Source organism: Streptomyces sp. TLI_146, assembly GCF_002846415.1.
In the GTDB taxonomy this organism is placed as follows: Bacteria; Actinomycetota; Actinomycetes; order Streptomycetales; family Streptomycetaceae; genus Streptomyces.
The window spans coordinates 2,688,252-2,713,278 of the sequence record NZ_PJMX01000001.1; the positions used below are offsets into that span (position 1 = coordinate 2,688,252).

Consider the following 25,027-nt stretch of genomic DNA (forward strand, 5'->3'; position numbering starts at 1 on the left):
TAGGCTGGGTCCATGTTCTCGGAACCACGTTCAGGTCGGCTGGCCGCATGGGGAAATGCCCTGTTGGCCGGGAAAGTTTCACCGGATGACGCCGCGTCGGCGATCGTCGGGGACGACACGGTGCACCGGGTGGCGGGGCTGCCGGGTGAGGCGGTGCCGGTGGGGCTCACGCTGGCGCTCGGGCGGCTGCGGGGGCTCGGGGTGACCGGCTTCCGGGTCGCGCTGCCCGCGCCGGGGCATCCGCTGGGGCTCAGCGGGCCGCCGGAGTTCAACGCGCGGGCGCTGGACGCGGCGGAGGCGGTCGTCGGGTACGGGGCGCCGCACGGGCTGGTGCCGGAGGTGACCGAGGTGGGGCCCGCGGGTGATGTGCGGGTGGAGGTGGTCTGGCAGTGCCTGGCGGTACGGGAGGCGCCGCCGGCCGATGTGCCCTCGCTCGGGGAGGCGGAGCGGGAACTGGCGGAGGCGTTGCGGGAGGCGACGGTCGCGCTGACCCGGCTCGACGTCGCCGGGTCGGGGCCGGCGGCGGAGGCGGCGATCGACGCGTACCGGGCGCGGGCGGAGGGGCCGGACTCGCCGGTCCTGGCTCCCGGGTATCCGCCGCGGGCGGTACGGGTGCTCGAACTGGCCCGGCGGGTGGGGCTGCTGGTGGAGGTGGCCCAGGCGGCGGAGGGGGTGGGCGGGGCCGTGAGTGCGTCCGAGCTTGCGGCTCGGGCGGAGGTGTTGCGGCCGGTGGAGCGGGTGGCTCGGCGGGCTCGGGTGGCGGCGTACAACTCTTATGTGGAGGGGGCCCCACCCCGCCCCTTCGCCTGAACCCTCCGGGGGCTGGGTGGGGGTGGAGGCGCGTTTCCCGGGGGCTTTGCCCCCGGCCCCGTTTGCGGGGCCTGCGGCCCCTGCACCCCTGCTTTCGGGGCTTCGCCCCGGACCCCCGTTCGTCTGCCGGCCCGCCGTGGCTGGTCGCGCAGTTCCCCGCGCCCTGAGGATGCGGCTGCGCGGCAATCCCCTGGGCGCCCCGAAGGGGCGCATTCAGGGGCGCGGGGAACTGCGCGAGCAACCCACCACCGGCCCGCAAGACGAACACCCCGCCCCCACCCGGCCGCCCGCCAGAGGGCTTTCGGGAAGGGGCGGGGTGGGGGAATGGCGCTCGGCAGATGCGGCGTCAGGAGTTGGAGGACTCGTTGCCGAAGGCCGGGTTGAGGAGGCCCACGATGTTCACCGAGTTGCCCGTGGCGTTGACCGGGACCTGGACCGGGACCTGGACCAGGTTGCCGGAGACGACGCCCGGGGAGTTCTCGGCCTTGCCGTGGGCGTCCGCACCGCCGTGCGCGGCGGCCGCACCGGCGCCCGCTGCGACGATTCCTCCGGCGACCATGGCGACGGCGGCGGCCTTCTTCAGGTTCTTCACTTCAGGTTCCTCCTGGTCTCGCTGCGACGGTCCGTCGCTAGCACGCACTGGAGAACGCCCACCGGTCGCCGGGGATACGCCGGACGGGTGACATCCACCCGACGGTATGAATCTTTCACTGGAGCATGACGATCCGTATTTACGCCTATACGGCGGTCAGGTCGTCAGGCCGTGCCGGACCGCCCACAGGGCCGCCTGGGTGCGGTCCGCCAGGTCCAGCTTCATCAGGATGTTGGAGACGTGTGTCTTCACCGTCTTCTCGGAGAGGACCAGGGCCCGGGCGATCTCCCTGTTGGAGCGGCCGTCCGCGATCAGGCCCAGGACCTCGCGCTCGCGCTCGGTGAGCGAGGTGCCCCGGCCCTGGCCGCCGCCCGCGTCGTCCTGGGAGAGCAGCGCGCCCGCGACCTCGGGCTGGAGCAGCACGTGGCCCGCGTGCACCGAGCGGATCGCACCGGCCAGCGCCTCCGGGTCCACGTCCTTGTATACGTAGCCCGCCGCGCCCGCCCGCAGCGCGGGCACCACCGTGCGCTGCTCGGTGAAGCTGGTGACGATCAGCACCTTCGCCGGGTTGGCGAGGGAGCGCAGCTTGCGCAGCGCCTCGATGCCGTCCATGCCGGGCATCTTCACGTCCATCAGGACGACGTCCGGCTTGAGCTCCTCGGCGCGGGCGACCCCCTCGGCCCCGTCGGCGGCCTCGCCGACGACCTCTATGTCGTCCTGGACCTCCAGGAACGTCCGCAGGCCGCGGCGGACCACCTGGTGGTCGTCGACCAGGAGGACTTTGATGCTGTCAGCCACCTGGCACCTCCATCTCGATCGTGGCGCCCTGTCCGGGCGCCGATTTCACGATGAGCCGGCCGCCGACGCCGCCGGCCCGGTGCCGCATCGACACCAGGCCGAGGTGGCGCCCGGCGCGGCGGACCGCACGGGGTTCGAATCCGCGGCCGTCGTCGACGACCCGCAGGGCGGCGCCCTGGCCGCGCCGGACGAGGACGACCGAGACGTGCTCGGCGTCGGCGTGGCGCAGGGCGTTGTGCAGGGCCTCCTGGGCGACGCGCAGCAGCGCCTCCTCCTGGGCGGGCGGCAGTGCCCGCACTCCGCAGTTCTCGAAGGTGACCTCGGCGCTGTGGGCGCGGTCGAGGACCTGGATCTGGGTGCGGAGGGTGTTGACCAGACCGTCTTCTTCCAGGGCGGCCGGGCGCAGCTCGACCACGGCCGCGCGCAGCTCGTCGGCGGCCTCGGCGGCGAGCGCGGCGACCTGCTGGAGCTCGCCCTTGGCGCGCGCGGGGTCGCGGTCCACCAGGGCGGCCGCGGCCTGGGCGGTCAGCCGGAGCGAGAAGAGCTTCTGGCTGACCGCGTCGTGCAGTTCGTGGGCGAGGCGGGTGCGCTCCTCGGTGATGGTGAGCTCGCGGCTGCGCTCGTAGAGCCGGGCGTTGGTCAGGGCGATCGCCGCGTGCTGGGCGAGGATGCCGAGCAGTTCGGCGTCGTCCTCGGTGAAGCCGCAGCCGCCCTCCGGCTTGGGGCAGCGCTTGTTGGCGAGGAAGAGCGTGCCCAGCGTCTCGTCGCCGTCGCGGATCGGCACGCCCAGGAAGTCGGACATCTCGGGGTGCGCGGCGGGCCAGCCGCCGAAGCGGGGGTCCTTGCGGACGTCGGCGATCCGCTCCGGCTTCTGGTCGTTGAGCATCGCCGCGAGGATGCCGTGCTGGCGCGGCAGCGGGCCGATCGCCTTCCACTGCTCGTCGCTGACTCCGTCGACGACGAACTGGGCGAAGCCGCCGTGGTCGTCGGGGACGCCGAGTGCCGCGTACTCCGCGTCGAGCAGGTCGCGGGCGGAGGCGACGATCGTCTTGAGGACGTCGCGGACCTCCAGATGCCTGCTCATGGCGAGGAGTGCGGTGCTCACGGCGGCGAGGCCGGAGCTCGGTCGGTGGCTCATGGGATCACCGTACCCGTGGGGTGTGACGGTGCGTATCCGCCTGTGGACGGCGGCCGGATGGGTCCCGGGGACTAGGTCGAAGTGCCTTGGGCGGCTGAGGCGTGCGGCTGAGGCGGCGGGGGCGGACGGGGAGTGACGCTGGGGCTGTCGGCGGACCGGGGCCCGTGCGGCCGACGCGCACCACCGACGAAGGACAGCGACGCAGCGCACTGCGAGGGGATGGAAGACCATGCCGGTAGCGATCATCACGGGTGCTTCGAAGGGGCTGGGGCGGGCGCTCGCGCGGGCGCTGGCCGCCCGCGGCTGGGACCTCGTCCTGGACGCCAGGACAGCGTCCGTACTGAAGGAGACGGCCGACGCGCTCGACGGGCACGGAACGAAGGTGGTGGCGCTCGCCGGGGACGTGACGGACGCCGCGCACCGCCGGGCGCTGGTGGCAGCGGCCGCGGAGCTGGGCGGGCTCGATCTGCTCGTGCACAACGCGAGCGCGCTCGGCGCCGAGCCGCTGGTGCCGCTGGAGTCGCAGAGCCTGGAGGGGTTCCGGGCGGCCCTGGAGACCAATGTGGTGGCGGCGCTGGGGCTCGTACAGGAGTCGCTCGCGCTGCTGCGGGGCTCCGGGGCGGGGGCGGTGCTTGCGGTCAGCTCCGACGCGGCGGCCGAGGCCTATGCGACCTGGGGCGGGTACGGGGCGTCCAAGGCGGCGCTCGACCAGCTGGTGGCCGTGCTCGCGGTGGAGGAGCCGGGGCTGCGGGTGTGGGCGGTGGACCCGGGCGACATGCGGACCGATCTGTACCGGGCGGCCGTGCCGGGTGACGAGGACGAGCGGCCGGAGCCCGAGAGCGTGGTGCCCGGCTTCCTGAGCCTGATCGAGCGCCGCCCCGCGAGCGGGCGGTACGCGGCCCCCGCGCTGGTGGAGGTGGCCCGGTGAGAGCCTGTTTTCGAACCCCCGTCGTCTGCCCGGAGGGCAGGCGCAGCGGCGGTCGGTGCGTGCGCTCGGCGTGCGGTGGTGCAGGTCATGTGGCGGAGCCACCTGTCCTGCAGCACCGTGCGGCGAGGGTGCGTGCCGGGCGTCGGGGCGCAGGCGGGGGTTCGAAAACAGGCTCTCAGGCGGGGCCCGGGCGGAGCGGGGGCGCGATGACGGCGGACATCGCCATCCGGGTCCCCGAGGAGCTGATGGCCTCGGTGCCCGCCGAGGTGCGCGGGTCTGGGCGGGACGACGTGCGGCTGATGGTGTCGCGCGGCACCGAGGTCTCCCATCACGCGTTCCGGGAGCTGGCCGGGCAGCTGCGGGCCGGGGACGTCCTGGTCGTGAACACGTCCGCGACCATGCCGTCGGCCGTGGACGCCGCGGTCGGCGGCGAGCGGGTGGTCGTGCACTTCTCGACGCTGGGCCCGGACGGGCGCTGGGCGGTCGAGCTGCGCACCCCGGATCCGTCGGGCAGCACCCGGCGGCGCACCGGCACGCGCGCGTGCACGACGGTGGCGCTGCCGGGCGGGCGGCGGCTGTGCCTGGAGGAGCCGCTGAGCGCGGACGGGGACCGGCTGTGGTGGGCGCGTGCGGACACGTCGGACGTGCCGGGGCTGCTCGCGCGGTACGGGCGGCCGATCCGGTACGCGTACACCTCGGGCGACCAGCCGCTCTCCGCGTACCAGACGGTCTTCGCGCTGTCCTCGCCCGACGGGGTGGGCTCGGCGGAGATGCCGAGCGCGGCGCGGCCCTTCACGGTGGAGCTGGTCGCGGAGCTGGTGCGGCGCGGGGTGCAGTTCGCTCCGATCACTCTGCATACGGGGGTGGCCTCGGCAGAGGCGCACGAGCCGCCGTATCCGGAGCGGTTCGAGGTGCCGGTGGCCACGGCGCGGCTGGTGAACGCGGCCCGGGCGGGCGGCGGGCGGATCGTGGCCGTGGGGACCACGGCGGTGCGGGCGCTCGAGTCGGCCACCGGGGTGGACGGGGTGGTGCGGCCCGCGTCCGGGTGGACGGATCTGGTGGTGACGCCCGAGCGCGGGGTACGCGTGGTGGACGGGCTGCTGACCGGGCTGCACGAGCCGGAGGCCTCGCACCTGCTGATGCTGGAGGCGATCGCGGGGCGGGCGGCGATAGGGGCCGCGTACGCCGAGGCGCTGGGCGCGCTCTACCTCTGGCACGAGTTCGGCGACGTCCACCTCATCCTTCCGGACGATAACCGTCACACACAGAATTGCTCCTGCAACTGTTGGTGAGACTGTTACGCGGCTGATGTGAGCCCGCGCATAGGACGCACATCACTTACGAAGCAGCGTAGTGGAGACATAAGGCCCCTGTGAGCGGGGCGAGCGGGGGCGGGAGGCGCTTTTTCCCCGCCCCTGATCCACTATCCCGCTTCGTACGTCACACCTTTGCCACAGGATTTTGCGGCCGCTAAGAATGGCTCCCGTCGCACAGCGCTGCGGCTCACCGCCGCGGCGCTTTCGTGTGCCGTCCCCGTCATTCGGAAGAGGTCCCACAACCATGCCCGAGTCCAGCAACCCTGGTCACAGTCGTCTGAACAAGACGCACAAGATCTCGATTGCCGGTGTCGCCGCTCTCGGCGCCGCCGCCCTCGCCTTCTCTGTCCTGCCGGGCAGTGGCGAGTCGGGTACCGCCGTGGCCGCCGAGCCCGTCGCCTTCTCCGTGACCGCCGCCGGCACCAACGCGAAGGCCGTCGAGGCGAGCATCGCCAAGCAGCACGTCACCGCCGCCAAGCAGGCCAAGGCGAAGGCCGAGGCCGACGCGAAGGCCAAGGCCGAGGCCGACGCGAAGAAGCGCGCGGCCGACGCCGCCGCGAGCCGCGCCGCCGCCCGCAAGCCGGTGTACGCCAACAACCTGGACGGCTGGATCAAGGAGTCCCTGGACATCATGAAGTCCAAGGGCATCCCGGGTTCGTACAACGGTCTGTACCGCAACATCATGCGCGAGTCGACCGGCAACCCGAACGCGATCAACGGCTGGGACATCAACGCCATCAACGGTGTCCCGTCGAAGGGCCTGCTCCAGGTCATCCAGCCGACCTTCAACGCGTACCACGTGGCCGGCACGTCGTGGAACATCTACGACCCGGTCGCCAACATCACCGCCGCCGCCAACTACGCGGCGGACAAGTACGGCTCGATGGACAACGTCAACGGCGCCTACTGACGGACGCCGACGGCACACGCCGAAGGGCGGCACCCCATGAGGGGTGCCGCCCTTCGGCGTGTGTGCGGGGCCCGCGCTACTTGCGCATGACCTCCGGCTCGTGGCGGCGCAGCAGACGCGCGACCGCGAAGCCGCAGATGACGCCGAGGGCGATCAGCACGGTGATGTTGATGCCCCACTGGCTCGCCGAGTGCTTCCACAGCGGGTCCAGGTCGGTGGGGTTGTTCTGGTCCCACGGCGGCATCAGGTGCGCGAGGTCCAGCGTCGTACCGGCGCCCGCGATGGCCCAGCGCGACGGCATCAGCCAGGCGAACTGCTCAAGGCCGATCGAGCCGAAGACCTTGAAGAGGATGCCGGTGAAGACGACCTGCACGATCGCGAACATGACCAGCAGCGGCATGGTCTTCTCGGCGGTCTTCACCAGCGAGGAGATGACCAGGCCGAACATCATCGAGGTGAAGCCGAGGGCGATGACCACCAGGCAGATCTCGACGGCCGGCGGCATGATCAGGCCCTCCTTGGGGAGCTCCCGGGTGGAGAAGCCGATGCCGCAGATGATGACGCCCTGGATCGCGGTGATCACGCCGAGCACGATGACCTTGGACATCAGATAGGCCGAGCGGGAGAGGCCGGTGGCCCGTTCCCGTTCGTAGATGACCCGTTCCTTGATCAGCTCTCGTACGGAGTTGGCCGCGCCCGAGAAGCACATGCCGACCGCGAGGATCAGCATGATCGTGCCCGCGTCGCCGTTGAACTTGCTGGCGCCGGTCGGCGGGGCCAGGCCGAACTTCGCCGGGATGACCACGCTGACCGCGCCGAGGACGGCGGGCAGTATCACCATCAGGCCCAGGAAGCCCTTGTCGGAGGCGATGACCGCCGAGTACCGCCGCATCAGCGTCCACAGCTGCGCGCCCCAGCTCTGCGGCTTGGGCGGGCGCATCTGGTTGGGGGACGGCATCTGCACCGACTGGGCGGCCACGGCGTCGATGTCCGCGGCGTACATCTGGTAGTGCTGCGAGCCCTTCCAGCGGCCCGCCCAGTCGTAGTCGCGGTAGTTCTCGAAGGCGGAGAAGACGTCGGCCCAGGTGCCGTAGCCGAAGAAGTTCAGCGCCTCCTCGGGCGGACCGAAGTACGCCACCGAGCCGCCCGGCGCCATCACCAGGAGCTTGTCGCAGATCGCCAGCTCGGCCACCGAGTGGGTGACGACGAGGACCGTACGGCCGTCGTCGGCGAGCCCGCGCAGCAGCTGCATGACGTCGCGGTCCATGCCCGGGTCGAGGCCGGAGGTCGGCTCGTCCAGGAAGATCAGGGACGGCTTGGTCAGCAGCTCCAGGGCGACCGAGACGCGCTTGCGCTGGCCACCGGAGAGGGAGGTGACCTTCTTCTCCTTGTGGATGTCCAGCTTGAGCTCGCCGAGGACCTCGTCGATCCGCTGGTTGCGCTCGGCCTCGCTGGTGTCGGCGGGGAAGCGCAGCTTGGCCGCGTACTTCAGCGCCTTCTTGACGGTCAGCTCCTTGTGCAGGATGTCGTCCTGCGGGACCAGACCGATGCGCTGGCGCAGCTCGGCGAACTGCTTGTACAGGTTCCGGTTGTCGTAGAGGACGTCGCCCTGGTTGGCGGGCCGGTAGCCGGTGAGCGCCTTGAGCAGGGTGGACTTGCCGGAGCCCGAGGGGCCGATGACGGCGATGAGCGACTTCTCCGGGACGCCGAAGGAGACGTCCTTGAGGATCTGCTTGCCGCCGTCGACCGTCACCGTGAGGTGGCGGGCCGAGAAGGAGACGTCACCGGTGTCGACGAACTCCTCAAGGCGGTCGCCGACGATGCGGAAGGTGGAGTGACCGACGCCGACGATGTCGTTCGGGCCGAGCAGCGCGGAGCCGCCCTTGGCGATCGGCATACCGTTGACGTACGTGCCGTTGTGCGAGCCGAGGTCGCGGATCTCCATGCGCCCGTCGGGCGTCGAGTGGAACTCGGCGTGGTGGCGCGAGACCTGGAGGTCGGAGACGACCAGCTCGTTCTCCAGCGCACGGCCGATGCGCATCACCCGGCCGAGGGCCACCTGGTGGAACGTGGTGGGGCTGCGGTCGCCGTAGGCCGCCGACGCGCCCGCCGGCTGGCCGGGGCCGTGCTGCGGCGGGACCTGCTGCGGGACGTGCGCCTGCGGGGGCTGCTGCTGCGGCGCCTGCTGCCAGGCCTGCTGCGGCGCCTGCTGGGGAACGTGCTGCTGCGGGGCCGCCTGCTGGGGCTGCTGCGGTGCCCAGCCCTGGCCGCCGTGCTGGGGCTGCTGCGGCGGGGCCTGCTGCGGCGCCTGCTGGGCGGCGGCCGGCGCGCTGTACGCGGCGGCTCCCGCCGGGGCAGCGGCGGCGGCACCGGCGGTGAGATTCAGCCGCGGGCCGTCCGTCGCGTTGCCCAGGTTCACCGAGGACCCGGGGCCGATTTCCATCTGGTGGATCCGCTGACCCTGCGCATAGGTGCCGTTGGTGCTGCCGTGGTCCTCGATGACCCAACTCCGGCCGCCCCAGCTGATCGTGGCGTGCCGCCACGAGACCCTGGCGTCGTCGATCACCATGTCGCCCTGCGGATCACGTCCGAGGGTGTACGACCGGGACGCGTCGAGCGTCCAGGTCCTGCCATTCAATTCCAGTACGAGTTCCGGCACTCCATGCCCCACTTGTTGTCCCCCGAGCAATCCCCCGATACAGGGAGTCTAGGGATGGCGAACATCGTGGGGAACTATTTCAGGCCCGGGCTCGTATCCGAAACCCGGCCCTTGTGAATAACGTGCACAGACCTGTTGCAGTCCAGCAACAGCCGTGTACGCGTGCGCCGTTGACTCAGGAGAAACGCGCCCGGAAAGTAGTAAGCACCCATGACTGCGTACGGATCATGCGCGAATGGGACAACTTGGACCAATCCCGGGGGGCCTGATGAGCAGGGGCGACAGGGGCGGGAAGAGGGCTTCCGGGGGGCTCGGGACACCGGGTGCGACCGGGGCCGCGGTGGCGCCCGAAGGCATTCCCTGGGCCGATGTCCTGCTGGCTTCCCTCGCCTCGGTCAGCTGGGCGCTGGTCGCGATGGCGGGCACGGCGGCCCTCGGGTTGCATCTGCTCGGCGCCGACGCGGCCGGGGCGCTGGGGCCGATGACGGCGGCCGTGGTGGTGCTCGGGGCGGGCGGCTCCGTCACCCCGTCGGGCGACGTCTCGGCGTTCGGTCTGACGGGTGCGCAGGCGAAGACGGCCGTCGAGATCACGCCACTGGGGGTGTCGCTCGCCGGGGCGGTGCTGCTCGCCTTCTTCTTCCTGCGCTCGCTGCGGGCGGCGGGCGCGGTGCTGCCGGGTACGGAGCTCGCGGCGCGGGCGGCCGGGGTCGTGGTGCTGTTCACCGGGGTGGTGGCGGGGCTGGCCTGGGCCGGCCACGACCTGGTCACCATCGACGGGGGGGCGCTCGGCCTCGACACGGGGAAGTCGCCGGGGGGCGGGGTGTCGATCCCCGGGCTCGGCGACCTGGGCGACCTCGGGGACATCGGCGGGCTGCTGCCGGACCGGCTCGGCAAGCTCGCCGACGCCAAGGCGCAGGTCGGCTTCACCGTGAACACCGCGGACTCGCTGGCGGGCGCGGTGCTGTGGGTGCTCGGGGTGCTGCTGGTCGCACTGCTCGCCTCGCGGCGCTCCCCGCTGCCGCGCGGCTGGGAGTGGCTGCACCGGATCGTGCGCCCCGCCGCGTCGGCGCTGGTCGCGGTGGTTCTGCTGGCGGTGGTGGCGGGCCTGGCGGCGGCCGCGTACGCGATGGTGGGCGACGGGCATCCCGGGCGTATCGCGGGCGCCGCGCTGCTCGGCGCACCGAACGGGGTGTGGCTGGCGCTGCCGCTCGGCCTGTTCGTCCCGTGGAGCGGCCATGCCACGGGGGCGCTGGTGCAGGTGCTGCCGGACCCGCTGGACAAGCTGCTCGGCTTCAAGGACGACCAGAGCGTGAGCCTGGGGCGGCTGGCCGAGCTGGACGGGCGCGTGTGGCTGCTGGCGGTCGCCACGGGCGTGATGATGCTGTACGCGGGGGTGCTCGCTGCGGCGCGTACGCCGGTGCGGGGGTTGTCGGGGGGCGCGTTCGCGGGGCGGTGCGCGGTGGGGCTCGGGGTGGCGACCGCGGTCGCGCTGCCGCTGCTGGTGTGGCTGACGGGGGTCTCCGCGGACGCGTCGCTGTCCGTGCTGGGGTTCAACGCGTTCGGGGCGGGGGTGGAGCTGCACGGGAACGCGGGGCTTGCGCTGGTGCTGGGGGCGGGGTGGGGGGCGGTCGCGGGGTGCCTGGGGGCGCTGCTGGCTCATGGGGTGGGGGCTGCGGGGCGGCGCGCCGCGCCGCTGGCCTCGGCCTCGGCCGGTTCCGGGCCGGTGGGGCCTTCCGCGGAGGAGGTGTACGGGCGGGCCGGGCCCTATGCGCCGTCGCCGGTGTATCGGCCGTTGGGGGATGAGACGAACCCGTATCTACGGGGGGATGGCCCCTCCCCGCCCCTTCCCTGAACCCTCCGGGGGTGGGGTGGGGTGGAGGTGGTTTCCCGGGGGCTACGCCCCCGGACCCCCTTCGCGGGGCCTGCGGCCCCTGCACCCCGCTTCGGGGCTCCGCCCCGGACCCCCTTCGTCTGCGGACCGTGCGTGGCTGGTCGCGCAGTTCCCCGCGCCCCTGAAGATGCCGCTCCGCGGCAATCCCCTGGGCGCCCCGCAGGGGCGCATCTCAGGGGCGCGGGGAACTGCGCGAGCAACCCACCACTCACCCGCAGACGAACCCCGGGCCAAAAAGGGGCGCGGGGAACTGCGCAACCAGCCCTCCACCCACCCGCAGACGAACCCCGGGCCGACTCCCCCGTCACCCCTGAGTGACCAGCAGGTTTCGCTCCGCTGTCATCTTGGGTTTCTGGGGGGACTCAGCTGTCCGGTGGGCGGGACAGGGCGTCGGGGGGCCGTGGTGGGCCTATACGGTGGAAGCACCATGAGCGCTTCTCAGCCCCCTCGCCCCGCTGGTCAGAACCCCGACGTGCCCCTGCTGGACGCGGACACGCCGACCCTGCTCGTCAAGATCTTCGGCAAGGACCGGCCGGGGATCACCGCCGGGCTCTTCGACACCCTCGCCGCCTACTCCGTCGACGTCGTCGACATCGAGCAGGTCGTCACCCGTGGCCGTATCGTCCTGTGCGCGCTCGTCACCGAGCCGACCGTGAGCACGGAGGGCGAGCTGCGGGCCACCGTGCACAGCTGGGCCGAGTCGCTGCGGCTCCAGGCCGAGATCATCTCCGGTACCGGCGACAACCGGCCGCGCGGCAGCGGGCGTTCGCACGTCACCGTGCTCGGACACCCGCTCACCGCCGAGTCCACGGCGGCCATAGCGGCCACGATCACCGCGACCGGCGGCAACATCGACCGTATCTTCCGCCTCGCCAAGTACCCCGTGACGGCCGTCGAGTTCGCCGTCTCCGGCACCGAGACCGAGCCCCTGCGCACCGCGCTCGCCACGGAGGCCGCGGCCCTCGGCGTGGACGTCGCCGTCGTCTCGGCGGGCCTGCACCGCCGCGCCCAGCGGCTGGTCGTCATGGACGTGGACTCCACGCTCATCCAGGACGAGGTCATCGAGCTGTTCGCCGCGCACGCCGGATGCGAGGACAAGGTCGCCGAGATCACGGCCCAGGCGATGCGGGGCGAGCTCGACTTCGAGCAGTCGCTGCACGCGCGCGTGGCGCTGCTCGCGGGGCTCGACGCGTCCGTGGTGGACAAGGTCCGCGCCGAGGTGCGGCTCACCCCCGGCGCCCGCACCCTGATCCGTACGCTCAAGCGGCTCGGTTACCAAGTGGGCGTCGTCTCCGGCGGGTTCACCCAGGTCACCGACGACCTGATGGAGCGGCTCGGGCTCGACTTCGCCTCCGCCAACACCCTGGAGATCGTCGACGGCAAGCTCACCGGGCGCGTCACCGGGGCCGTGGTGGACCGGGCCGGCAAGGCGCGGCTGCTGCGCGAGTTCGCGGCCGAGGCGGGCGTCCCGCTCGACCAGACCGTGGCGATCGGCGACGGGGCCAACGACCTCGACATGCTCAACGCGGCCGGTCTGGGCGTCGCGTTCAACGCCAAGCCGGTGGTCCGCCGGGCCGCCGACACCGCCGTGAACGTGCCGTTCCTGGACACCGTGCTCTACCTGCTGGGCATCACCCGGGAAGAGGTCGAGGCCGCCGACGGCTCCGTCGACCTGCCCCACTAGTCCCCCGCTCCCCCGGCCCCGGACAGCGGCAAGGCCCCGGCAGCGGTTCTCCGCTCCGGGGCCCACTCGTCACCTACGTACGCCTTACTCGTGCGGCGCCCAGAAGTCCGTCAGCCTGCCCACGCCGTGCTCCACCGTCTTCCACGAGCCGGTGAACGCCACCACCGCGAACGCCGCCGTCGGGAAGCCGCTGCGGTTCATCCTCGGCAGCACGTCTGACTCGGACTCGCCCGCCAGCGCGTCGGCGAGGGCGTGCATCCCGGGGTTGTGGCCGACCAGGAGGACGTTGTCGACGTCGTCCGGCGTCTCGTTCAGCAGGGCGAGCAGCTCGCCGAGCGAGGCCTCGTACAGCCGCTCCTCGTACACGGTCCTGGGGCGGTGCGGCAGTTCCTGCACGGCCAGCTTCCAGGTCTCGCGGGTACGGGCCGCGGTCGAGCAGAGAGTCAGGTCGAGGGCGATTCCGGTCTCGGCGAGCCTGCGCCCGGCCACCGGGGCGTCCGTGCGGCCGCGGTCGGCGAGCGGCCGGTCGTGGTCGGACACCTGGGGCCAGTCGGCTTTCGCGTGCCGGAGGAGGACGATCCTGCGGGGTGTGTCGACGCTCATGCCCACCAGCTTCGCACGAATCACGCCATCGGGCGCAGGGTCCCGATGAGCTCTCGCGCCAGGGTTGACAAGGGTGTTCACCGGGACAGCGAGTGCTGAATGCGGTCCATGAGGTGGCTGATAGAGGAGTCCCCCGATGCGGCCTCGGCGTCGTGCGAGCCCGTGATGAGCACCAGCAGCACGACGAAGGCGACGGTGGGGAGCGCGACGCCCCACCAGGGGAGCCGGAAGTCGGCGCGGCCGGTGGCCGGCTGGGTGGACCGGGTGTGCGTACGGGCCGACATGGCCGCCTCCGTAAATCCGTAAAGGTGAAGTACGTGGTCTCGCTGACGTACTTCGAACCTACGGAAGGGGGAGCCCGGAGCCCATCGGGTGACCCACCCACTTACCCCGGGGCTTTTCCCCCTAGGGGATAGGGGGGCCAGCACCACCATGGGGTGCGTCGGCGCAGGTCAGGGGGAGGCGATCGTCGCGATCACGGCGATGACCACCGTGATCGCCAGCATCGCGCCGAGCACGATGAGGAGCTTCTTCTGACCGTTCTGGGGGTTCGGGTCGAGCACAGGCATGCGCTCAGTCTCGCATCCCGGCTTCGTCCTCCACCGTCCGGTCCCGGCCCGCCAGCGAACCGACGACGATCTGCGGCACCATCAGGCCCGCCATCAGCGCGATCGGCAGGCCCCAGCCGCCGCTGCTGTCGTAGAGGGCGCCGACCAGGGTGGGGCCGGGGATGGAGATGAGGTACCCGGTGGACTGCGCGAAGGCGGAGAGCCGCACCACGCCGGTGCCGGTGCGGGTGCGCATCCCGATCATCGTGAGGGCGAGCGGGAAGGCGCAGTTGGAGATGCCGAGGAGCAGCGCCCAGGCCCAGGCGCCGGCGGCCGGGGCGAAGTAGAGGCCCGCGTAGCCGGCGAGGCCGCAGGCGCCGAGGACGGCGACGATCGGGCCCTGGTTGCGCATCCGGGTGGCGACGCGCGGGATGACGAACGCGAGCGGCACGCCCATCACCATGGTCACCGCGAGCAGGACGCCGGCGGTCCCGGCGGACACCCCGGCGTCCCGGAAGATCTGCGGCATCCAGCCCATCGTGATGTACGCGGCGGTGGCCTGGAGGCCGAAGAAGCAGGCGAGCGCCCAGGCCGTACGGCTGCGGGTGATCTTGAAGGCGGGCGCCTCCGCGTCCTCCCGCACGGCCGAGGGCTTTCCGGCCGTACGGGAGGTGCGGTCGCGGACGAGCAGCAGCCACGGCAGTACGGCGACGGCGGCGAGCAGCGCCCACACGCTCAGGCCGGTGCGCCAGCTGCCGCCGAGTACATCGGTGACCGGGACGGTGGCGGCGGCGGCCAGGGCGGTGCCGGCCGCCAGCGCCATCGAGTACAGGCCGGTCATGGAGCCGACGCGGTCCGGGAAGTAGCGCTTGACGATCACCGGCATCAGCACGTTGCTGACGGCTATCCCCATAAGGGCGAGCGCGCTGGCCGCGAGGAAGCCGGGGGTGCCGCCGGCGAACGGGCGCAGCAGCAGGCCCGCGGCGATCGCGGCCATGCCCGCGCAGACGACGACGGCGGGGCCGAAGCGGCGGGCGAGGCGGGGGGCGAAGACGCCGAAGACGGCGAAGCAGAGCGGCGGTACGGAGGTGAGGACACCGGCGACGCTGCCGCTCATGTGCAGCCCGTCGCGTACCTCTTCGAAGAGCGCCCCGAGGCTGGTGATGGCGGGGCGCAGGTTGAGCGCGGCGAGGACGAGGCCGACGAGCACCAGACGGGTGCTCCACGCGCGGCCGTCCGTGCGCGGGGCCGCGGGGGCTTCGATGGAGGCGGGGGGTGTGGTGCCCGGCGCTGGGCTCAGGGTGCGGGTCTCGTCGTCGGCCATGCGCACCATCATAGAATCATGGGATGATTGGTTGTCCAATCGCCTGGGCGGTCACGAGATGATGGCCGCGAGACGACGGCCACGAACACAAGGAGCGCCATGGCGCTGAGCTCTCCCCGGCGGTCCGCCCTCGCCGACCAGGTGATCGCGCAGCTGCGCAACCAGATCACCTCGGGCGAGTGGCCGGTGGGATCGCGCATCCCCACCGAACCCGAGCTGGTCGAGCAGCTGGGGGTGGCGCGCAACACGGTCCGCGAGGCGGTCCGGGCGCTCGCGCACAACGGGCTGCTCGACATCCGCCAGGGCTCGGGCACGTACGTGGTCGCGACGAGCGAGCTGGCGGGCGTGATGCACCGGCGCTTCGCCGACGCCGATCCCCGCCATGTGGCCGAGCTGCGCTCCACCCTGGAGTCGTCGGCGGCCCGCCTGGCGGCCGAACGGCGCACCGAACGCGATCTGGCCCAGCTGGACGCGCTGCTCGCGCGGCGCGAGGAGGCCTGGGAGTCGGGCGACGCGGAGGCGTTCGTCGCCGCCGACGCCACGCTGCACCTGGCGATGGTCGCGGCCTCGCACAACGACGTCCTGACCGAGCTCTACGCCGACCTCGGCGACCTGCTGCGCGACTGGCTCCGCGACGACGTGGGCCGTGAGCTGCGACCGGAGAACCATATGGACCACGCCCGGCTCGTCGAGGCGATCCGGGCGGGCGACGCGGAATCCGCTGCCGCGGAGGCCGCGGGCCATGCGTTCGTCTGCCTCAGCGATCGCATGTGAACGCTTCGCTGTGCCGGAGCGCTTTCGGCTGCGGGTCGTCTGTGGCCGGCCGCGCGGTTCACCGCGCCCCTAGGACGTGCTCGGCACCGCACCACGCCGGTGCTCCGGCGCCGGCGGTGCACCGGGCTTCTCATGGGTGACCCACACCGCCCGCACCTCTTTCCAGCAGCGGTCGGTGAGCCGTACGGTCTGCGCCGGCGCGACCTCCACCGGGGCCGCGTCGGCGTCGATGTCCCACCAGCGGGCGCACTCGGTGTGCAGCCGCACCCGGTCGGTGTCGGGGTACGGGTTGTGGCAGTACGCGATGACGTGCGAGCCCCGCACCGAGGTCCGGCAGTCGGCCCCGAAGGGCGCGGGCGGGGCGACCGGGGCCGGGTCGTCGGCGGTGGCGGCCCGCACGACCGAGGGAAGGGCGAGTGCGGCGAGGGCCGTGACGAGCAGCGCCGCCAGGGCGACGGCTCGGCGCTGGGCCGTACGCAAGGGCCGCACCGCCCCACCTCCTCCCCGGCCGACTGCCCGGCTTGTCCGCTTCGATCAGTCTGCGGGGAGTTGGCCCGACACGCACGACGGCCGCCCTCCGTCCGCGCGAGCGGACGGAGGGCGGCCGTGTGGAGCGAGAGGCTCAGGGCCTCCGAAAGAGAAGGCTCAGGCACCCATCATGTGCACGCCGCCGTCGACGTGGACGATCTCGCCCGTGGTCTTCGGGAACCAGTCCGAGAGCAGGGCCACAATGGCGCGGCCGGTGGGCTCGGGGTCGGCCATGTTCCACTCCAGCGGAGAGCGGGTGTTCCACACGTCCGCCAGGTCGGTGAAGCCCGGGATGGACTTGGCGGCCATCGAGCCGATCGGGCCCGCCGAGACCAGGTTGCAGCGGATGCCCTCCTTGCCCAGGTCGCGGGCGAGGTAGCGGGAGGTGGCCTCCAGGGCGGCCTTCGCCGGGCCCATCCAGTCGTACTGCGGCCAGGCGAACTGCGCGTCGAAGGTCAGACCGACGACCGCGCCGCCGGAGCTCATCAGCGGGCGGCAGGCCATGGTCAGCGACTTCAGCGAGAACGCCGAGACGTGCATGGCCGTCGCGACCGACTCGAACGGGGTGTTCAGGAAGTTGCCGCCGAGGGCGTCCTGCGGGGCGAAGCCGATGGAGTGGACGACGCCGTCGAGGCTGCCGAGCTCGTCCTTGACCAGGCCCGCGAGCCGGTCCAGGTGCTCCTGGTTGGTCACGTCGAGCTCGATGACCTTGGCGGGCCTGGGGAGCTTCTTGGCGATGCGCTCGGTGAGCGTGGGCCGCGGGAAGGCGGTGAGGATGACCTCGGCGCCCTGCTCCTGAGCCAGCTTCGCGGCGTGGAAGGCGATGGACGACTCCATCAGCACACCCGTGATCAGAATGCGCTTGCCGTCGAGAATTCCGCTCATGTGATCAGTGACCCATGCCCAATCCGCCGTCAACCGGGATGACGGCACCAGTGATGTACGAGGCGTCGTCCGAGGCGAGGAAGCGGACCGCGGCCGCGATCTCCTCGGGCTGCGCGTAGCGGCCCAGCGGCACCCCGGAGAGGATCGAGGTGCGCTGCTCGTCGGTGAGCACCTTGGTCATGTCGGTGTCGACAAAGCCGGGTGCGACGACGTTGAAAGTGATGTTGCGGGAGCCCAGCTCGCGCGCGAGGGAGCGGGCGAACCCGACGAGACCGGCCTTGGAGGCCGCGTAGTTGGCCTGGCCGGGCGAGCCCATCAGGCCGACCACGGACGAGATCAGGACGACGCGGCCCTTCTTGGCGCGCAGCATGCCGCGGTTGGCGCGCTTCACGACCCGGAAGGTGCCGGTGAGGTTGGTGTCCAGGACCGAGGTGAAGTCCTCCTCGGACATCCGCATCAGCAGCTGGTCCTTGGTGACCCCGGCGTTGGCGACGAGCACCTCGACGGGCCCGTGGGCCTCCTCGATCTGCTTGTAGGCCTGCTCCACCTGCTCGGCGTCGGTGATGTCGCACTTGACGGCGAGGAACCCCTCCTCCTGGAGGGCGTCCGGCTCCCCGGAGCGGTAGGTGATCGCGACCTTGTCGCCCATGGAGGCGAAAGCGCGGGCGATGGCGAGGCCGATGCCCCGGTTTCCTCCGGTGACGAGAACCGAGCGGCTCAACGGATCACCCTTTCGATAGCGGTTTCGTACTTCCGCAAACTATCGGTACCGGCCGTTGTACGGGGAATCGACCTGTGACAGTGGCGTACGGAAAGCGCTGTGGGGTCCCTACAGAAAGGGATAGGCAGGCGGCCCCGAACCGCGACATGATCGGGGCGACCGGTCTCACACGACAGGAGACATCCGTGCCTCATTCCATCGACGCGGCCTTCACCGCGCTGCCGCTGCGGGCGCTCGCCGACGCCGCGCTCGCGCGGGCCCGCGCGCTCGGCGCCGACCACGCCGACTTCCGCCTGGAGCGGGTCCGCAGCGCGGCCTGGCGGCTGCGCGACGCCCGGCCCGCGGGCTCGTCCGACACCACGGACCTCGGTTACGCGGTCCGGGTGGTGCACGGCGGCGCCTGGGGCTTCGCCTCCGGCGTCGACCTCACCATGGACGCCGCCGCCAAGGTCGCCTCGCAGGCCGTGGCGATGGCGAAGCTGTCGGCGCAGGTGATCGCGGCGGCCGGCTCGGACGAGCGCGTCGAACTGGCCCCGGAGCCGGTGCACGCCGACCGGACCTGGATCTCCTCGTACGAGATCGACCCCTTCTCCGTGCCGGACGAGGAGAAGAGCGCGCTGCTGGCCGACTGGAGCGAGCGGCTGCTGCGGGCGGACGGGGTCGCCCATGTGGACGCCTCGCTGCTCACCGTCCACGAGAACAAGTTCTACGCGGACACCGCGGGCACCGTCACCACCCAGCAGCGGGTGCGGCTGCATCCGCAGCTCACCGCGGTCGCCGTGGACGGCGAGACCGGCGAGTTCGACTCGATGCGCACGCTCGCGCCGCCGGTGGGGCGCGGCTGGGAGTATCTGACGGGCACCGGCTGGGACTGGGACTCCGAGCTGGAGCAGATCCCGGCGCTGCTCGCCGAGAAGATGCGGGCGCCGAGTGTCGAGGCCGGGTCGTACGACCTGGTGGTGGACCCGTCGAACCTGTGGCTGACCATCCACGAGTCGATCGGCCACGCCACCGAGCTGGACCGGGCGCTCGGCTACGAGGCGGCGTACGCGGGCACCTCGTTCGCCACCTTCGACCAGCTGGGCAAGCTGGCGTACGGTTCCTCGATCATGAACGTGACGGGCGACCGCACCGCGGAGCACGGGCTCGCGACGATCGGGTACGACGACGAGGGCGTCGAGGGGCAGTCCTGGGACCTGGTGAAGGACGGCACGCTGGTCGGCTACCAACTGGACCGCCGCATCGCCAAGTTGACGGGCCTGGGCCGCTCCAACGGCTGCGCCTTCGCGGACTCCCCCGGGCACGTCCCGGTCCAGCGCATGGCCAACGTCTCGCTCCAGCCGGACCCGGGCGGGCTCTCCACGGAGGACCTGATCGGGGGCGTGGAGCGGGGCATCTACGTGGTCGGCGACCGCTCGTGGTCGATCGACATGCAGCGCTACAACTTCCAGTTCACCGGGCAGCGGTTCTTCCGCATCGAGAACGGCAGGCTGGCGGGCCAGCTCCGTGACGTCGCCTACCAGGCGACCACCACGGACTTCTGGGGCTCGATGGAGAAGGTCGGCGGCCCGCAGACGTATGTGCTCGGCGGCGCCTTCAACTGCGGCAAGGCCCAGCCGGGCCAGGTGGCGGCGGTCTCCCACGGCTGCCCCTCCGCCCTGTTCCGGGGCGTGAACATTCTGAACACGACGCAGGAGGCCGGGCGATGAGCTCCCGTAGGACCGTCAAGCCGCACGAGATCGTCGAGCGGGCGCTCGCGCTGTCCACCGCCGACGGGTGCGTCGTCATCGCGGACGAGCAGTCCTCCGCCAATCTGCGCTGGGCCGGCAACGCGCTGACCACCAACGGCGTGACCCGCGGCCGCACCCTCACCGTCATCGCGACCGTCGACGGGGCACAGGGCACGGCCTCCGGCGTGGTGTCCCGGTCCGCCGTGACCGCCGACGACCTGGAGCCGCTGGTCCGGGCGGCGGAGGCGGCGGCGCGCGGCGCCGGGCCCGCCGAGGACGCCCAGCCGCTGGTCGAGGGCGTGCCGGTGGCGGCCGACTTCACCGACGCGCCCGCCGAGACCTCCTCCGCCGTCTTCGCGGAGTTCGCCCCCGCCCTCGGCGAGGCCTTCGCCCGGGCCCGCTCGGGCGGCCGCGAGCTGTACGGCTTCGCCAACCACGAGATGACGTCCTCGTACCTGGGTACGTCGACGGGCCTGCGGCTGCGCCACGACCAGCCGACCGGCACCCTTGAGCTCAACGCCAAGTCCCCGGACCGGGCCCGCTCCGCCTGGGCCGGACGCTCCACTCGGGACTTCAAGGACGTCGACCCGGGCGCCCTGGACGAGGAGCTCGCCGTCCGGCTCGGCTGGGCCGAGCGCCGTATCGACCTGCCCGCGGGCCGGTACGAGACGCTGCTGCCGCCCACCGCCGTGGCCGACCTGCTGATCTACCAGCTGTGGTCGTCGAACGCGCGAGACGCCACCGAGGGCCGGACCGTGTTCTCCAAGCCCGGCGGCGGCACCCGGCTCGGCGAGAAGCTGGCCCGGCTGCCGCTGACGCTGCGCAGCGACCCGAACGAGCCGGGTCTGGAGTGCGCGCCGTTCCAGCTCGCGCACTCCTCCGGCGACGACGCCTCCGTCTTCGACAACGGTCTGCCGCTGGCCCCCACCGACTGGATGCGGGACGGCAGGCTGGAGCGGCTGATCACCACCCGGCACAGCGCTGGGCTCACTCAGTTGCCCGTCACCCCGTCGATCGGCAACCTGGTCCTGGACGGCGGTGGCGAGCGCTCCCTGGAGGAGATGGTCGCGGCCACTGAGCGGGGCCTGCTGCTGACGTGCCTCTGGTACATCCGCGAGGTGGACCCGGCGACGCTGCTGCTCACCGGGCTCACCCGGGACGGCGTCTACCTCGTCGAGAACGGCGAGGTGGTCGGGGAGGTCAACAACTTCCGGTTCAACGAGTCGCCGGTGGACCTGCTGTCGCGGGCCACCGAGGCCGGGCGGACCGAGAAGACCCTGCCGAGGGAGTGGAGCGACTGGTTCACCCGGGCCGCGATGCCGGCCCTGCGGGTGCCGGACTTCAACATGAGCTCGGTCAGCCAGGGCGTCTGACCCCCATACACTGGCTGCTGCACCTTCATACCCAGACCTAGGAGACGTACGACCGTGACGGACATCGTCGATGAGCTGCAGTGGCGCGGGCTGATCGCCCTCTCCACTGACGAGGACGCACTGCGCAAGGCGTTCGCGGACGGTCCCGTCACGTTCTATTGCGGCTTCGACCCGACCGCGCCCAGCCTGCACCTCGGCAACCTGGTGCAGATCCTGACCATGCGCCGGATCCAGCAGGCGGGCAACCGCCCGCTGGGCCTGGTCGGCGGGGCCACCGGTCTGATCGGCGACCCCAAGCCGAACTCGGAGCGCACGCTGAACGCGCCGGAGACCGTCGCGGGCTGGGTCGACCGGCTGCGCGGCCAGATCGAGCGGTTCCTCGACTTCGAGGGCCCGTACGCCGCGACCATGGTCAACAACCTGGACTGGACGTCGGGCCTGTCGGCCATCGAGTTCCTGCGCGATGTCGGCCAGCACTTCCGGGTCAACAAGATGATCGCGAAGGAGGCGGTCGCGCGGCGGCTCAACTCCGACGTGGGCATCAGCTACACCGAGTTCAGCTACCAGATCCTGCAGGGCATGGACTTCCTGGAGCTCTACCGGCGGCACGGCTGTGTGCTCCAGACCGGCGGCAGCGACCAGTGGGGCAACCTCACCGCGGGCACCGACCTGATCCACCGGGTCGCCCCGGAGGCCGAGGTGCACGCGCTGGCCACCCCGCTGATCACCAAGGCCGACGGCACCAAGTTCGGCAAGACGGAGTCCGGCACGGTCTGGCTGGACCCCGAGCGCACCACGCCGTACGCGTTCTACCAGTTCTGGCTGAACGCGGACGACCGCGATGTCTCCAAGTTCCTGCGGATCTTCAGCTTCAAGTCCCGCACGGAGATCGAGGAGCTGGAGCAGCTCACCGAGGAGCGCCCGCAGGCGCGTGCCGCGCAGCGCGCGCTCGCCGAGGAGCTGACGACCCTGGTGCACGGCGCCGACCAGTGCGCGGCGGTCATCGCCGCGTCGAAGGCGCTGTTCGGGCAGGGCGAGCTGGCTGAGCTCGACGAGCCGACGCTGGCCGCCGCGCTCTCCGAGCTGCCGCACGCCGAGGTCGCCGAACTCGGCCTGGTGGTGGACCTGTTCGCCGAGGTGGAGCTGGTGGCGAGCAAGTCGGCGGCGCGGCGCACGGTGAAGGAGGGCGGCGCCTACGTGAACAACGCGAAGGTGGCGTCCGAGGACGCGGTGGTCACGGCCGAGGACCTGCTGCACGGCCGCTGGCTGGTGCTGCGCCGGGGCAAGAAGAACCTGGCCGCGATCGAGGTCAAGAGCGTCTGACCTGCGCGTACGGCAGTGATCGAGGGGGCGGCTCCCAGGTGGGGCCGCCCCTTCGGCGTACCGCTAGGCCCTCTGCTTGTTGCCCCGCAGCGCCATGTAGAGCATGTCGCCGAGGAAGACGATGACGACCGCCGCCGCGATCTGGAGGCCGTGCCGGCCCCAGTCGATGCCCTTGGTCTCGGCGATGCCGATCGCCCGGGCGATCGAGTTGCCGACCACCGCGCCGATGATGCCGAAGACGGTCGTCAGCCAGAGCGGACTGTGCTGCTTCCCGGGAAGGATCGCCTTCGCGATGAGACCCAGCACGAATCCCACGATGATCGCCCACAACCAGCCCATGGCTGCCTCCTCGTTCCGCTCGGGGGAGCACTCCGCCGAGCACTCCGCCCTACCTGAGCAGTCGCAGCCAGTGTTGACCCATCCGCCATACGGCGCATGTCGGACTCGTCCGTACGCGGTACGCATCGGGTCGATCGCACAGACCGGACCTGCCCCGGTCTCGAACCCGGCGGATACCGGGCGTACCGTGTGAACAGTCCGGGCCGGGGAGAGTCCGGCGCGGAGTCGGGTGGTGGAGCTTGATGCGGAAGCGGAGCGGAGCCGAGGTCTTCCGGATCACCGGGGCCCGGCAGGGTCTCGCCGAGGACGTTCGGGGGCGGCAGCGCCGCTATGTGATCTCGATGTCGATCCGTACGGTGTCGGTCGTCCTCACGGCCGTCCTGTGGAACATCGAACGCCCTGTCGCAATCGTGACCCTGGTGTTGGGAGCCCTGCTCCCTTATGTGGCTGTGGTGATCGCCAACGCGGGGCGGGAGAACGTGCCTTCACTGCCGTCGACGTACATCCCGGCGCCTGCGCGGCCGATGCTCGGGGCGGCTCCGGTGGGGGGCCCGGCAGGGGGTCCAGCGGAATCTCCGGAGGCCTCCGGGGGCCCTGACCACGAACCGTGGTCACGCGAGCAGACCTGATCCGTCACCGTCTGCAAAGCTCAAGAAAAGCTCAGATCAATCATGAAGTTACGGTGCACCACACCGGGTCCCCCGTGACATACTGCGTAGGCGCTCCGCATCCCCCGTCGGAGCGACGGACCGACGCCGGGCAGCTCCCCCCGTGGCTGCTCGGCGTCGCCATGTCACCCCCGGTTCATGGCGCAGAATGTATCCGTGAGTGACGAGATCGCCGACGAGGCGCCCACCTGTTCCGCCAAGGGCTGCCGCACCGCGGCCATATGGGTCCTGGCCTGGAACAACCCGAAGATCCACACGCCGGAGCGGCGCAAGACCTGGCTCGCGTGCGACGAACACCGCGAGCACCTCTCCCAGTTCCTGGGCGTACGCGGGTTCCTCAAGGACGTGGTGCCGCTCGCCGAGTGGGAGTCAGCCGCCGATCGCTGACATCGGGCGGTCGGGCTGAAGGAAAGCCGGGTCGTCCAGACCGGATCCGGCCTTCTTTCCCCACATCGCCAGCCGCCACAGCCGGGCGATCTCCTCGTCCGGGGCGCCCGAGCGCAGGGCGGCGCGCAGATCGGACTCCTCGCGCGCGAACAGGCAGGTGCGCACCTGGCCGTCGGCGGTCAGCCGGGTCCGGTCGCAGGCGGCGCAGAACGGGCGGGTCACCGAGGCGATGACGCCGACCCGGTGCGGTCCGCCGTCCACCACCCAGCGCTCGGCGGGCGCGGAGCCCCGCTCGTCGTCGCCCTCGGGGGTGAGCGTGAACCTCGTACGCAGCGAGGCCAGGATGTCACCGGCCGTGATCATGCCGTCGCGCTTCCAGCCGTGCTGGGCGTCGAGCGGCATCTGCTCGATGAACCGCAGCTCGTAGTCGTGCGCCACCGCCCAGGACAGCAGGTCGGGGGCCTCGTCGTCGTTGAGCCCCGGCATCAGGACCGCGTTGACCTTGACCGGGGTGAGCCCAGCGGCGCGGGCGGCCTCCATCCCCTCGATGACGTCCTTGTGGCGGTCGCGGCGGGTGAGGGTCTTGAACACCTCGGGGCGCAGGGTGTCGAGGGAGACGTTGACCCGGTCAAGACCGGCCGATTTCAGCGCGGCCGCGGTGCGCTTCAGGCCGATGCCGTTGGTGGTGATCGACATCCGGGGGCGGGGCTCCAGGGCCGCGCAGCGCTCCACGATGCCGACCAGGCCCGGGCGCAGCAGCGGCTCGCCGCCGGTGAAGCGGACCTCGGTGATGCCGAGCTCGGTCACGGCGATACGGATCAGCCGGACGATCTCGTCGTCGGTGAGCAGATCCGGCTTGGCAAGCCACTGCAAACCCTCTTCCGGCATGCAGTACGTGCACCGCAGATTGCAGCGGTCCGTCAGTGAGACGCGCAGGTCAGTGGCCACACGGCCGTATGTGTCGATGAGCACTGTGGGCCCCCTCCCCCGATTGCCGGTTGGTCTGTACAGCCGAGCCTACGCGAGAGGTCCGACAACAGCGGGGGCCGTTTGACACGAGGTACGGCGCGGCCGCGTCGTAGGACCCTACGACGCGGC

General features: G+C 71.8%; 25 protein-coding genes. 12 read left to right on the top strand and 13 right to left on the bottom strand.

Annotated features, from left to right (window positions below):
* Window positions 1–12: 12 nt before the first annotated feature.
* Complete coding sequence (locus tag BX283_RS12320) at window positions 13–810, top strand: hypothetical protein (protein ID WP_101387661.1); 798 nt, start codon at window positions 13–15, stop codon at window positions 808–810.
* Between the two features lie 346 nt (window positions 811–1,156).
* Here BX283_RS12320 and BX283_RS12325 read toward each other — a convergent pair whose 3' ends face one another.
* The 3 genes from BX283_RS12325 to BX283_RS12335 form a co-directional block, all read right to left on the bottom strand.
* Window positions 1,157–1,402 carry a chaplin gene (locus BX283_RS12325; RefSeq protein ID WP_101387662.1) on the bottom strand — a complete coding sequence of 82 codons (246 nt, stop codon included), beginning with the start codon at window positions 1,400–1,402 and terminating at the stop codon, window positions 1,157–1,159.
* 156 nt (window positions 1,403–1,558) lie between these two features.
* Window positions 1,559–2,200, bottom strand: a complete 642-nt coding sequence (locus BX283_RS12330; RefSeq protein ID WP_101387663.1) for a response regulator transcription factor — start codon at window positions 2,198–2,200, stop codon at window positions 1,559–1,561.
* Window positions 2,193–3,338: a GAF domain-containing sensor histidine kinase gene (locus BX283_RS12335; RefSeq protein WP_101387664.1), complete on the bottom strand. Its 1,146-nt coding sequence runs from the start codon at window positions 3,336–3,338 to the stop codon at window positions 2,193–2,195. Before BX283_RS12335 ends, BX283_RS12330 begins: the two co-directional genes overlap by 8 nt.
* Window positions 3,339–3,567: 229 nt before the next feature.
* On the opposite strand from BX283_RS12335, the gene BX283_RS12340 reads away from it, so the two are divergent.
* The 3 genes from BX283_RS12340 (at window position 3,568) to BX283_RS12350 (ending at window position 6,492) form a co-directional block, all read left to right on the top strand.
* A complete protein-coding gene (locus BX283_RS12340) occupies window positions 3,568–4,266 on the top strand; it encodes an SDR family oxidoreductase (RefSeq protein WP_101387665.1) in 699 nt (232 codons plus the stop codon).
* A 206-nt stretch (window positions 4,267–4,472) separates the two neighbouring features.
* On the top strand, window positions 4,473–5,558 hold the full coding sequence (locus tag BX283_RS12345; protein WP_101387666.1) for an S-adenosylmethionine:tRNA ribosyltransferase-isomerase: 1,086 nt from the start codon (window positions 4,473–4,475) through the stop codon (window positions 5,556–5,558).
* Window positions 5,559–5,826: 268 nt separating this feature from the next.
* The gene (locus tag BX283_RS12350; RefSeq protein WP_101387667.1) at window positions 5,827–6,492 is read left to right on the top strand and encodes a transglycosylase SLT domain-containing protein; all 666 of its coding nucleotides are present in this window, start codon (window positions 5,827–5,829) and stop codon (window positions 6,490–6,492) included.
* 76 nt (window positions 6,493–6,568) lie between these two features.
* On the opposite strand, the gene BX283_RS12355 is transcribed toward BX283_RS12350, so the two are convergent.
* The gene (locus BX283_RS12355) at window positions 6,569–9,151 is read right to left on the bottom strand and encodes an FHA domain-containing protein (protein ID WP_101387668.1); all 2,583 of its coding nucleotides are present in this window, start codon (window positions 9,149–9,151) and stop codon (window positions 6,569–6,571) included.
* A gap of 340 nt (window positions 9,152–9,491) precedes the next feature.
* On the opposite strand from BX283_RS12355, the gene BX283_RS12360 reads away from it, so the two are divergent.
* Both BX283_RS12360 and serB read left to right on the top strand, forming a co-directional pair.
* Window positions 9,492–11,003: a streptophobe family protein gene (locus tag BX283_RS12360; RefSeq protein WP_373979164.1), complete on the top strand. Its 1,512-nt coding sequence runs from the start codon at window positions 9,492–9,494 to the stop codon at window positions 11,001–11,003.
* Between the two features lie 466 nt (window positions 11,004–11,469).
* Complete coding sequence (gene serB, locus BX283_RS12365; protein WP_101387669.1) at window positions 11,470–12,726, top strand: phosphoserine phosphatase SerB; 1,257 nt, start codon at window positions 11,470–11,472, stop codon at window positions 12,724–12,726.
* 84 nt (window positions 12,727–12,810) lie between these two features.
* On the opposite strand, the gene BX283_RS12370 is transcribed toward serB, so the two are convergent.
* The 4 genes from BX283_RS12370 to BX283_RS12380 all read right to left on the bottom strand — a co-directional run bounded on the left by BX283_RS12370 (window position 12,811) and on the right by BX283_RS12380 (window position 15,201).
* Window positions 12,811–13,329, bottom strand: a complete 519-nt coding sequence (locus BX283_RS12370) for a histidine phosphatase family protein (RefSeq protein WP_101387670.1) — start codon at window positions 13,327–13,329, stop codon at window positions 12,811–12,813.
* A 77-nt stretch (window positions 13,330–13,406) separates the two neighbouring features.
* Window positions 13,407–13,613, bottom strand: coding sequence for a hypothetical protein (locus BX283_RS12375; RefSeq protein WP_101387671.1), 207 nt, complete (start codon window positions 13,611–13,613; stop codon window positions 13,407–13,409).
* A 168-nt stretch (window positions 13,614–13,781) separates the two neighbouring features.
* Window positions 13,782–13,898 carry an SGM_5486 family transporter-associated protein gene (locus BX283_RS41550; RefSeq protein ID WP_257582640.1) on the bottom strand — a complete coding sequence of 39 codons (117 nt, stop codon included), beginning with the start codon at window positions 13,896–13,898 and terminating at the stop codon, window positions 13,782–13,784.
* Window positions 13,899–13,902: 4 nt separating this feature from the next.
* Window positions 13,903–15,201, bottom strand: coding sequence for an MFS transporter (locus BX283_RS12380; RefSeq protein ID WP_101392298.1), 1,299 nt, complete (start codon window positions 15,199–15,201; stop codon window positions 13,903–13,905).
* 99 nt (window positions 15,202–15,300) lie between these two features.
* Between BX283_RS12380 and BX283_RS12385 the strand changes: the two genes are divergently transcribed.
* On the top strand, window positions 15,301–15,975 hold the full coding sequence (locus tag BX283_RS12385; RefSeq protein WP_101387672.1) for a FadR/GntR family transcriptional regulator: 675 nt from the start codon (window positions 15,301–15,303) through the stop codon (window positions 15,973–15,975).
* Window positions 15,976–16,044: 69 nt separating this feature from the next.
* On the opposite strand, the gene BX283_RS12390 is transcribed toward BX283_RS12385, so the two are convergent.
* From BX283_RS12390 to fabG, 3 genes are all read right to left on the bottom strand, one after another.
* Window positions 16,045–16,455 (bottom strand): hypothetical protein, encoded by a 411-nt coding sequence (locus tag BX283_RS12390; protein WP_306822863.1) that lies wholly within the window; start codon window positions 16,453–16,455, stop codon window positions 16,045–16,047.
* A 165-nt stretch (window positions 16,456–16,620) separates the two neighbouring features.
* A complete protein-coding gene (gene fabI / locus BX283_RS12395) occupies window positions 16,621–17,388 on the bottom strand; it encodes an enoyl-ACP reductase FabI (RefSeq protein ID WP_101387673.1) in 768 nt (255 codons plus the stop codon).
* 4 nt (window positions 17,389–17,392) lie between these two features.
* Window positions 17,393–18,109, bottom strand: coding sequence for a 3-oxoacyl-[acyl-carrier-protein] reductase (gene fabG, locus BX283_RS12400; RefSeq protein ID WP_101387674.1), 717 nt, complete (start codon window positions 18,107–18,109; stop codon window positions 17,393–17,395).
* A 146-nt stretch (window positions 18,110–18,255) separates the two neighbouring features.
* Between fabG and BX283_RS12405 the strand changes: the two genes are divergently transcribed.
* From BX283_RS12405 to tyrS, 3 genes are read left to right on the top strand one after another with little or no spacing between them, the layout of a single operon-like run.
* Window positions 18,256–19,818 (top strand): TldD/PmbA family protein, encoded by a 1,563-nt coding sequence (locus BX283_RS12405; RefSeq protein WP_373979165.1) that lies wholly within the window; start codon window positions 18,256–18,258, stop codon window positions 19,816–19,818.
* The gene (locus tag BX283_RS12410) at window positions 19,815–21,212 is read left to right on the top strand and encodes a metallopeptidase TldD-related protein (RefSeq protein ID WP_101387676.1); all 1,398 of its coding nucleotides are present in this window, start codon (window positions 19,815–19,817) and stop codon (window positions 21,210–21,212) included. Before BX283_RS12405 ends, BX283_RS12410 begins: the two co-directional genes overlap by 4 nt.
* A gap of 54 nt (window positions 21,213–21,266) precedes the next feature.
* Window positions 21,267–22,535, top strand: a complete 1,269-nt coding sequence (gene tyrS / locus BX283_RS12415) for a tyrosine--tRNA ligase (protein WP_101387677.1) — start codon at window positions 21,267–21,269, stop codon at window positions 22,533–22,535.
* Window positions 22,536–22,598: 63 nt separating this feature from the next.
* Here tyrS and BX283_RS12420 read toward each other — a convergent pair whose 3' ends face one another.
* The gene (locus BX283_RS12420) at window positions 22,599–22,874 is read right to left on the bottom strand and encodes a GlsB/YeaQ/YmgE family stress response membrane protein (RefSeq protein WP_101387678.1); all 276 of its coding nucleotides are present in this window, start codon (window positions 22,872–22,874) and stop codon (window positions 22,599–22,601) included.
* A 242-nt stretch (window positions 22,875–23,116) separates the two neighbouring features.
* Between BX283_RS12420 and BX283_RS12425 the strand changes: the two genes are divergently transcribed.
* Both BX283_RS12425 and BX283_RS12430 read left to right on the top strand, forming a co-directional pair.
* Entirely contained in the window at window positions 23,117–23,503 is a 387-nt protein-coding gene (locus BX283_RS12425) for a DUF3099 domain-containing protein (RefSeq protein WP_101387679.1), read from the top strand.
* 177 nt (window positions 23,504–23,680) lie between these two features.
* Entirely contained in the window at window positions 23,681–23,929 is a 249-nt protein-coding gene (locus tag BX283_RS12430; RefSeq protein WP_101387680.1) for a hypothetical protein, read from the top strand.
* Here BX283_RS12430 and moaA read toward each other — a convergent pair.
* The gene (gene moaA, locus BX283_RS12435; RefSeq protein WP_101387681.1) at window positions 23,912–24,901 is read right to left on the bottom strand and encodes a GTP 3',8-cyclase MoaA; all 990 of its coding nucleotides are present in this window, start codon (window positions 24,899–24,901) and stop codon (window positions 23,912–23,914) included. The two genes, BX283_RS12430 and moaA, sit on opposite strands and share 18 nt — an antisense overlap.
* Window positions 24,902–25,027: the final 126 nt, after the last annotated feature.

What these genes read in the sequence shown, in the direction of transcription:
- BX283_RS12320 (WP_101387661.1), top strand. Translation starts at nt 13, where the DNA reads ATGTTCTCGGAACCACGTTCAGGTCGGCTGGCCGCATGGGGAAATGCC.
- BX283_RS12335 (WP_101387664.1), bottom strand. Translation starts at nt 3,338, where the DNA reads ATGAGCCACCGACCGAGCTCCGGCCTCGCCGCCGTGAGCACCGCACTC.
- BX283_RS12340 (WP_101387665.1), top strand. Translation starts at nt 3,568, where the DNA reads ATGCCGGTAGCGATCATCACGGGTGCTTCGAAGGGGCTGGGGCGGGCG.
- BX283_RS12345 (WP_101387666.1), top strand. Translation starts at nt 4,473, where the DNA reads ATGACGGCGGACATCGCCATCCGGGTCCCCGAGGAGCTGATGGCCTCG.
- BX283_RS12350 (WP_101387667.1), top strand. Translation starts at nt 5,827, where the DNA reads ATGCCCGAGTCCAGCAACCCTGGTCACAGTCGTCTGAACAAGACGCAC.
- serB (WP_101387669.1), top strand. Translation starts at nt 11,470, where the DNA reads ATGAGCGCTTCTCAGCCCCCTCGCCCCGCTGGTCAGAACCCCGACGTG.
- BX283_RS12370 (WP_101387670.1), bottom strand. Translation starts at nt 13,329, where the DNA reads ATGAGCGTCGACACACCCCGCAGGATCGTCCTCCTCCGGCACGCGAAA.
- BX283_RS12375 (WP_101387671.1), bottom strand. Translation starts at nt 13,613, where the DNA reads ATGTCGGCCCGTACGCACACCCGGTCCACCCAGCCGGCCACCGGCCGC.
- BX283_RS41550 (WP_257582640.1), bottom strand. Translation starts at nt 13,898, where the DNA reads ATGCCTGTGCTCGACCCGAACCCCCAGAACGGTCAGAAGAAGCTCCTC.
- BX283_RS12380 (WP_101392298.1), bottom strand. Translation starts at nt 15,201, where the DNA reads ATGGCCGACGACGAGACCCGCACCCTGAGCCCAGCGCCGGGCACCACA.
- BX283_RS12385 (WP_101387672.1), top strand. Translation starts at nt 15,301, where the DNA reads ATGGCGCTGAGCTCTCCCCGGCGGTCCGCCCTCGCCGACCAGGTGATC.
- fabI (WP_101387673.1), bottom strand. Translation starts at nt 17,388, where the DNA reads ATGAGCGGAATTCTCGACGGCAAGCGCATTCTGATCACGGGTGTGCTG.
- BX283_RS12405 (WP_373979165.1), top strand. Translation starts at nt 18,256, where the DNA reads ATGATCGGGGCGACCGGTCTCACACGACAGGAGACATCCGTGCCTCAT.
- BX283_RS12410 (WP_101387676.1), top strand. Translation starts at nt 19,815, where the DNA reads ATGAGCTCCCGTAGGACCGTCAAGCCGCACGAGATCGTCGAGCGGGCG.
- BX283_RS12420 (WP_101387678.1), bottom strand. Translation starts at nt 22,874, where the DNA reads ATGGGCTGGTTGTGGGCGATCATCGTGGGATTCGTGCTGGGTCTCATC.
- BX283_RS12425 (WP_101387679.1), top strand. Translation starts at nt 23,117, where the DNA reads ATGCGGAAGCGGAGCGGAGCCGAGGTCTTCCGGATCACCGGGGCCCGG.
- BX283_RS12430 (WP_101387680.1), top strand. Translation starts at nt 23,681, where the DNA reads ATGGCGCAGAATGTATCCGTGAGTGACGAGATCGCCGACGAGGCGCCC.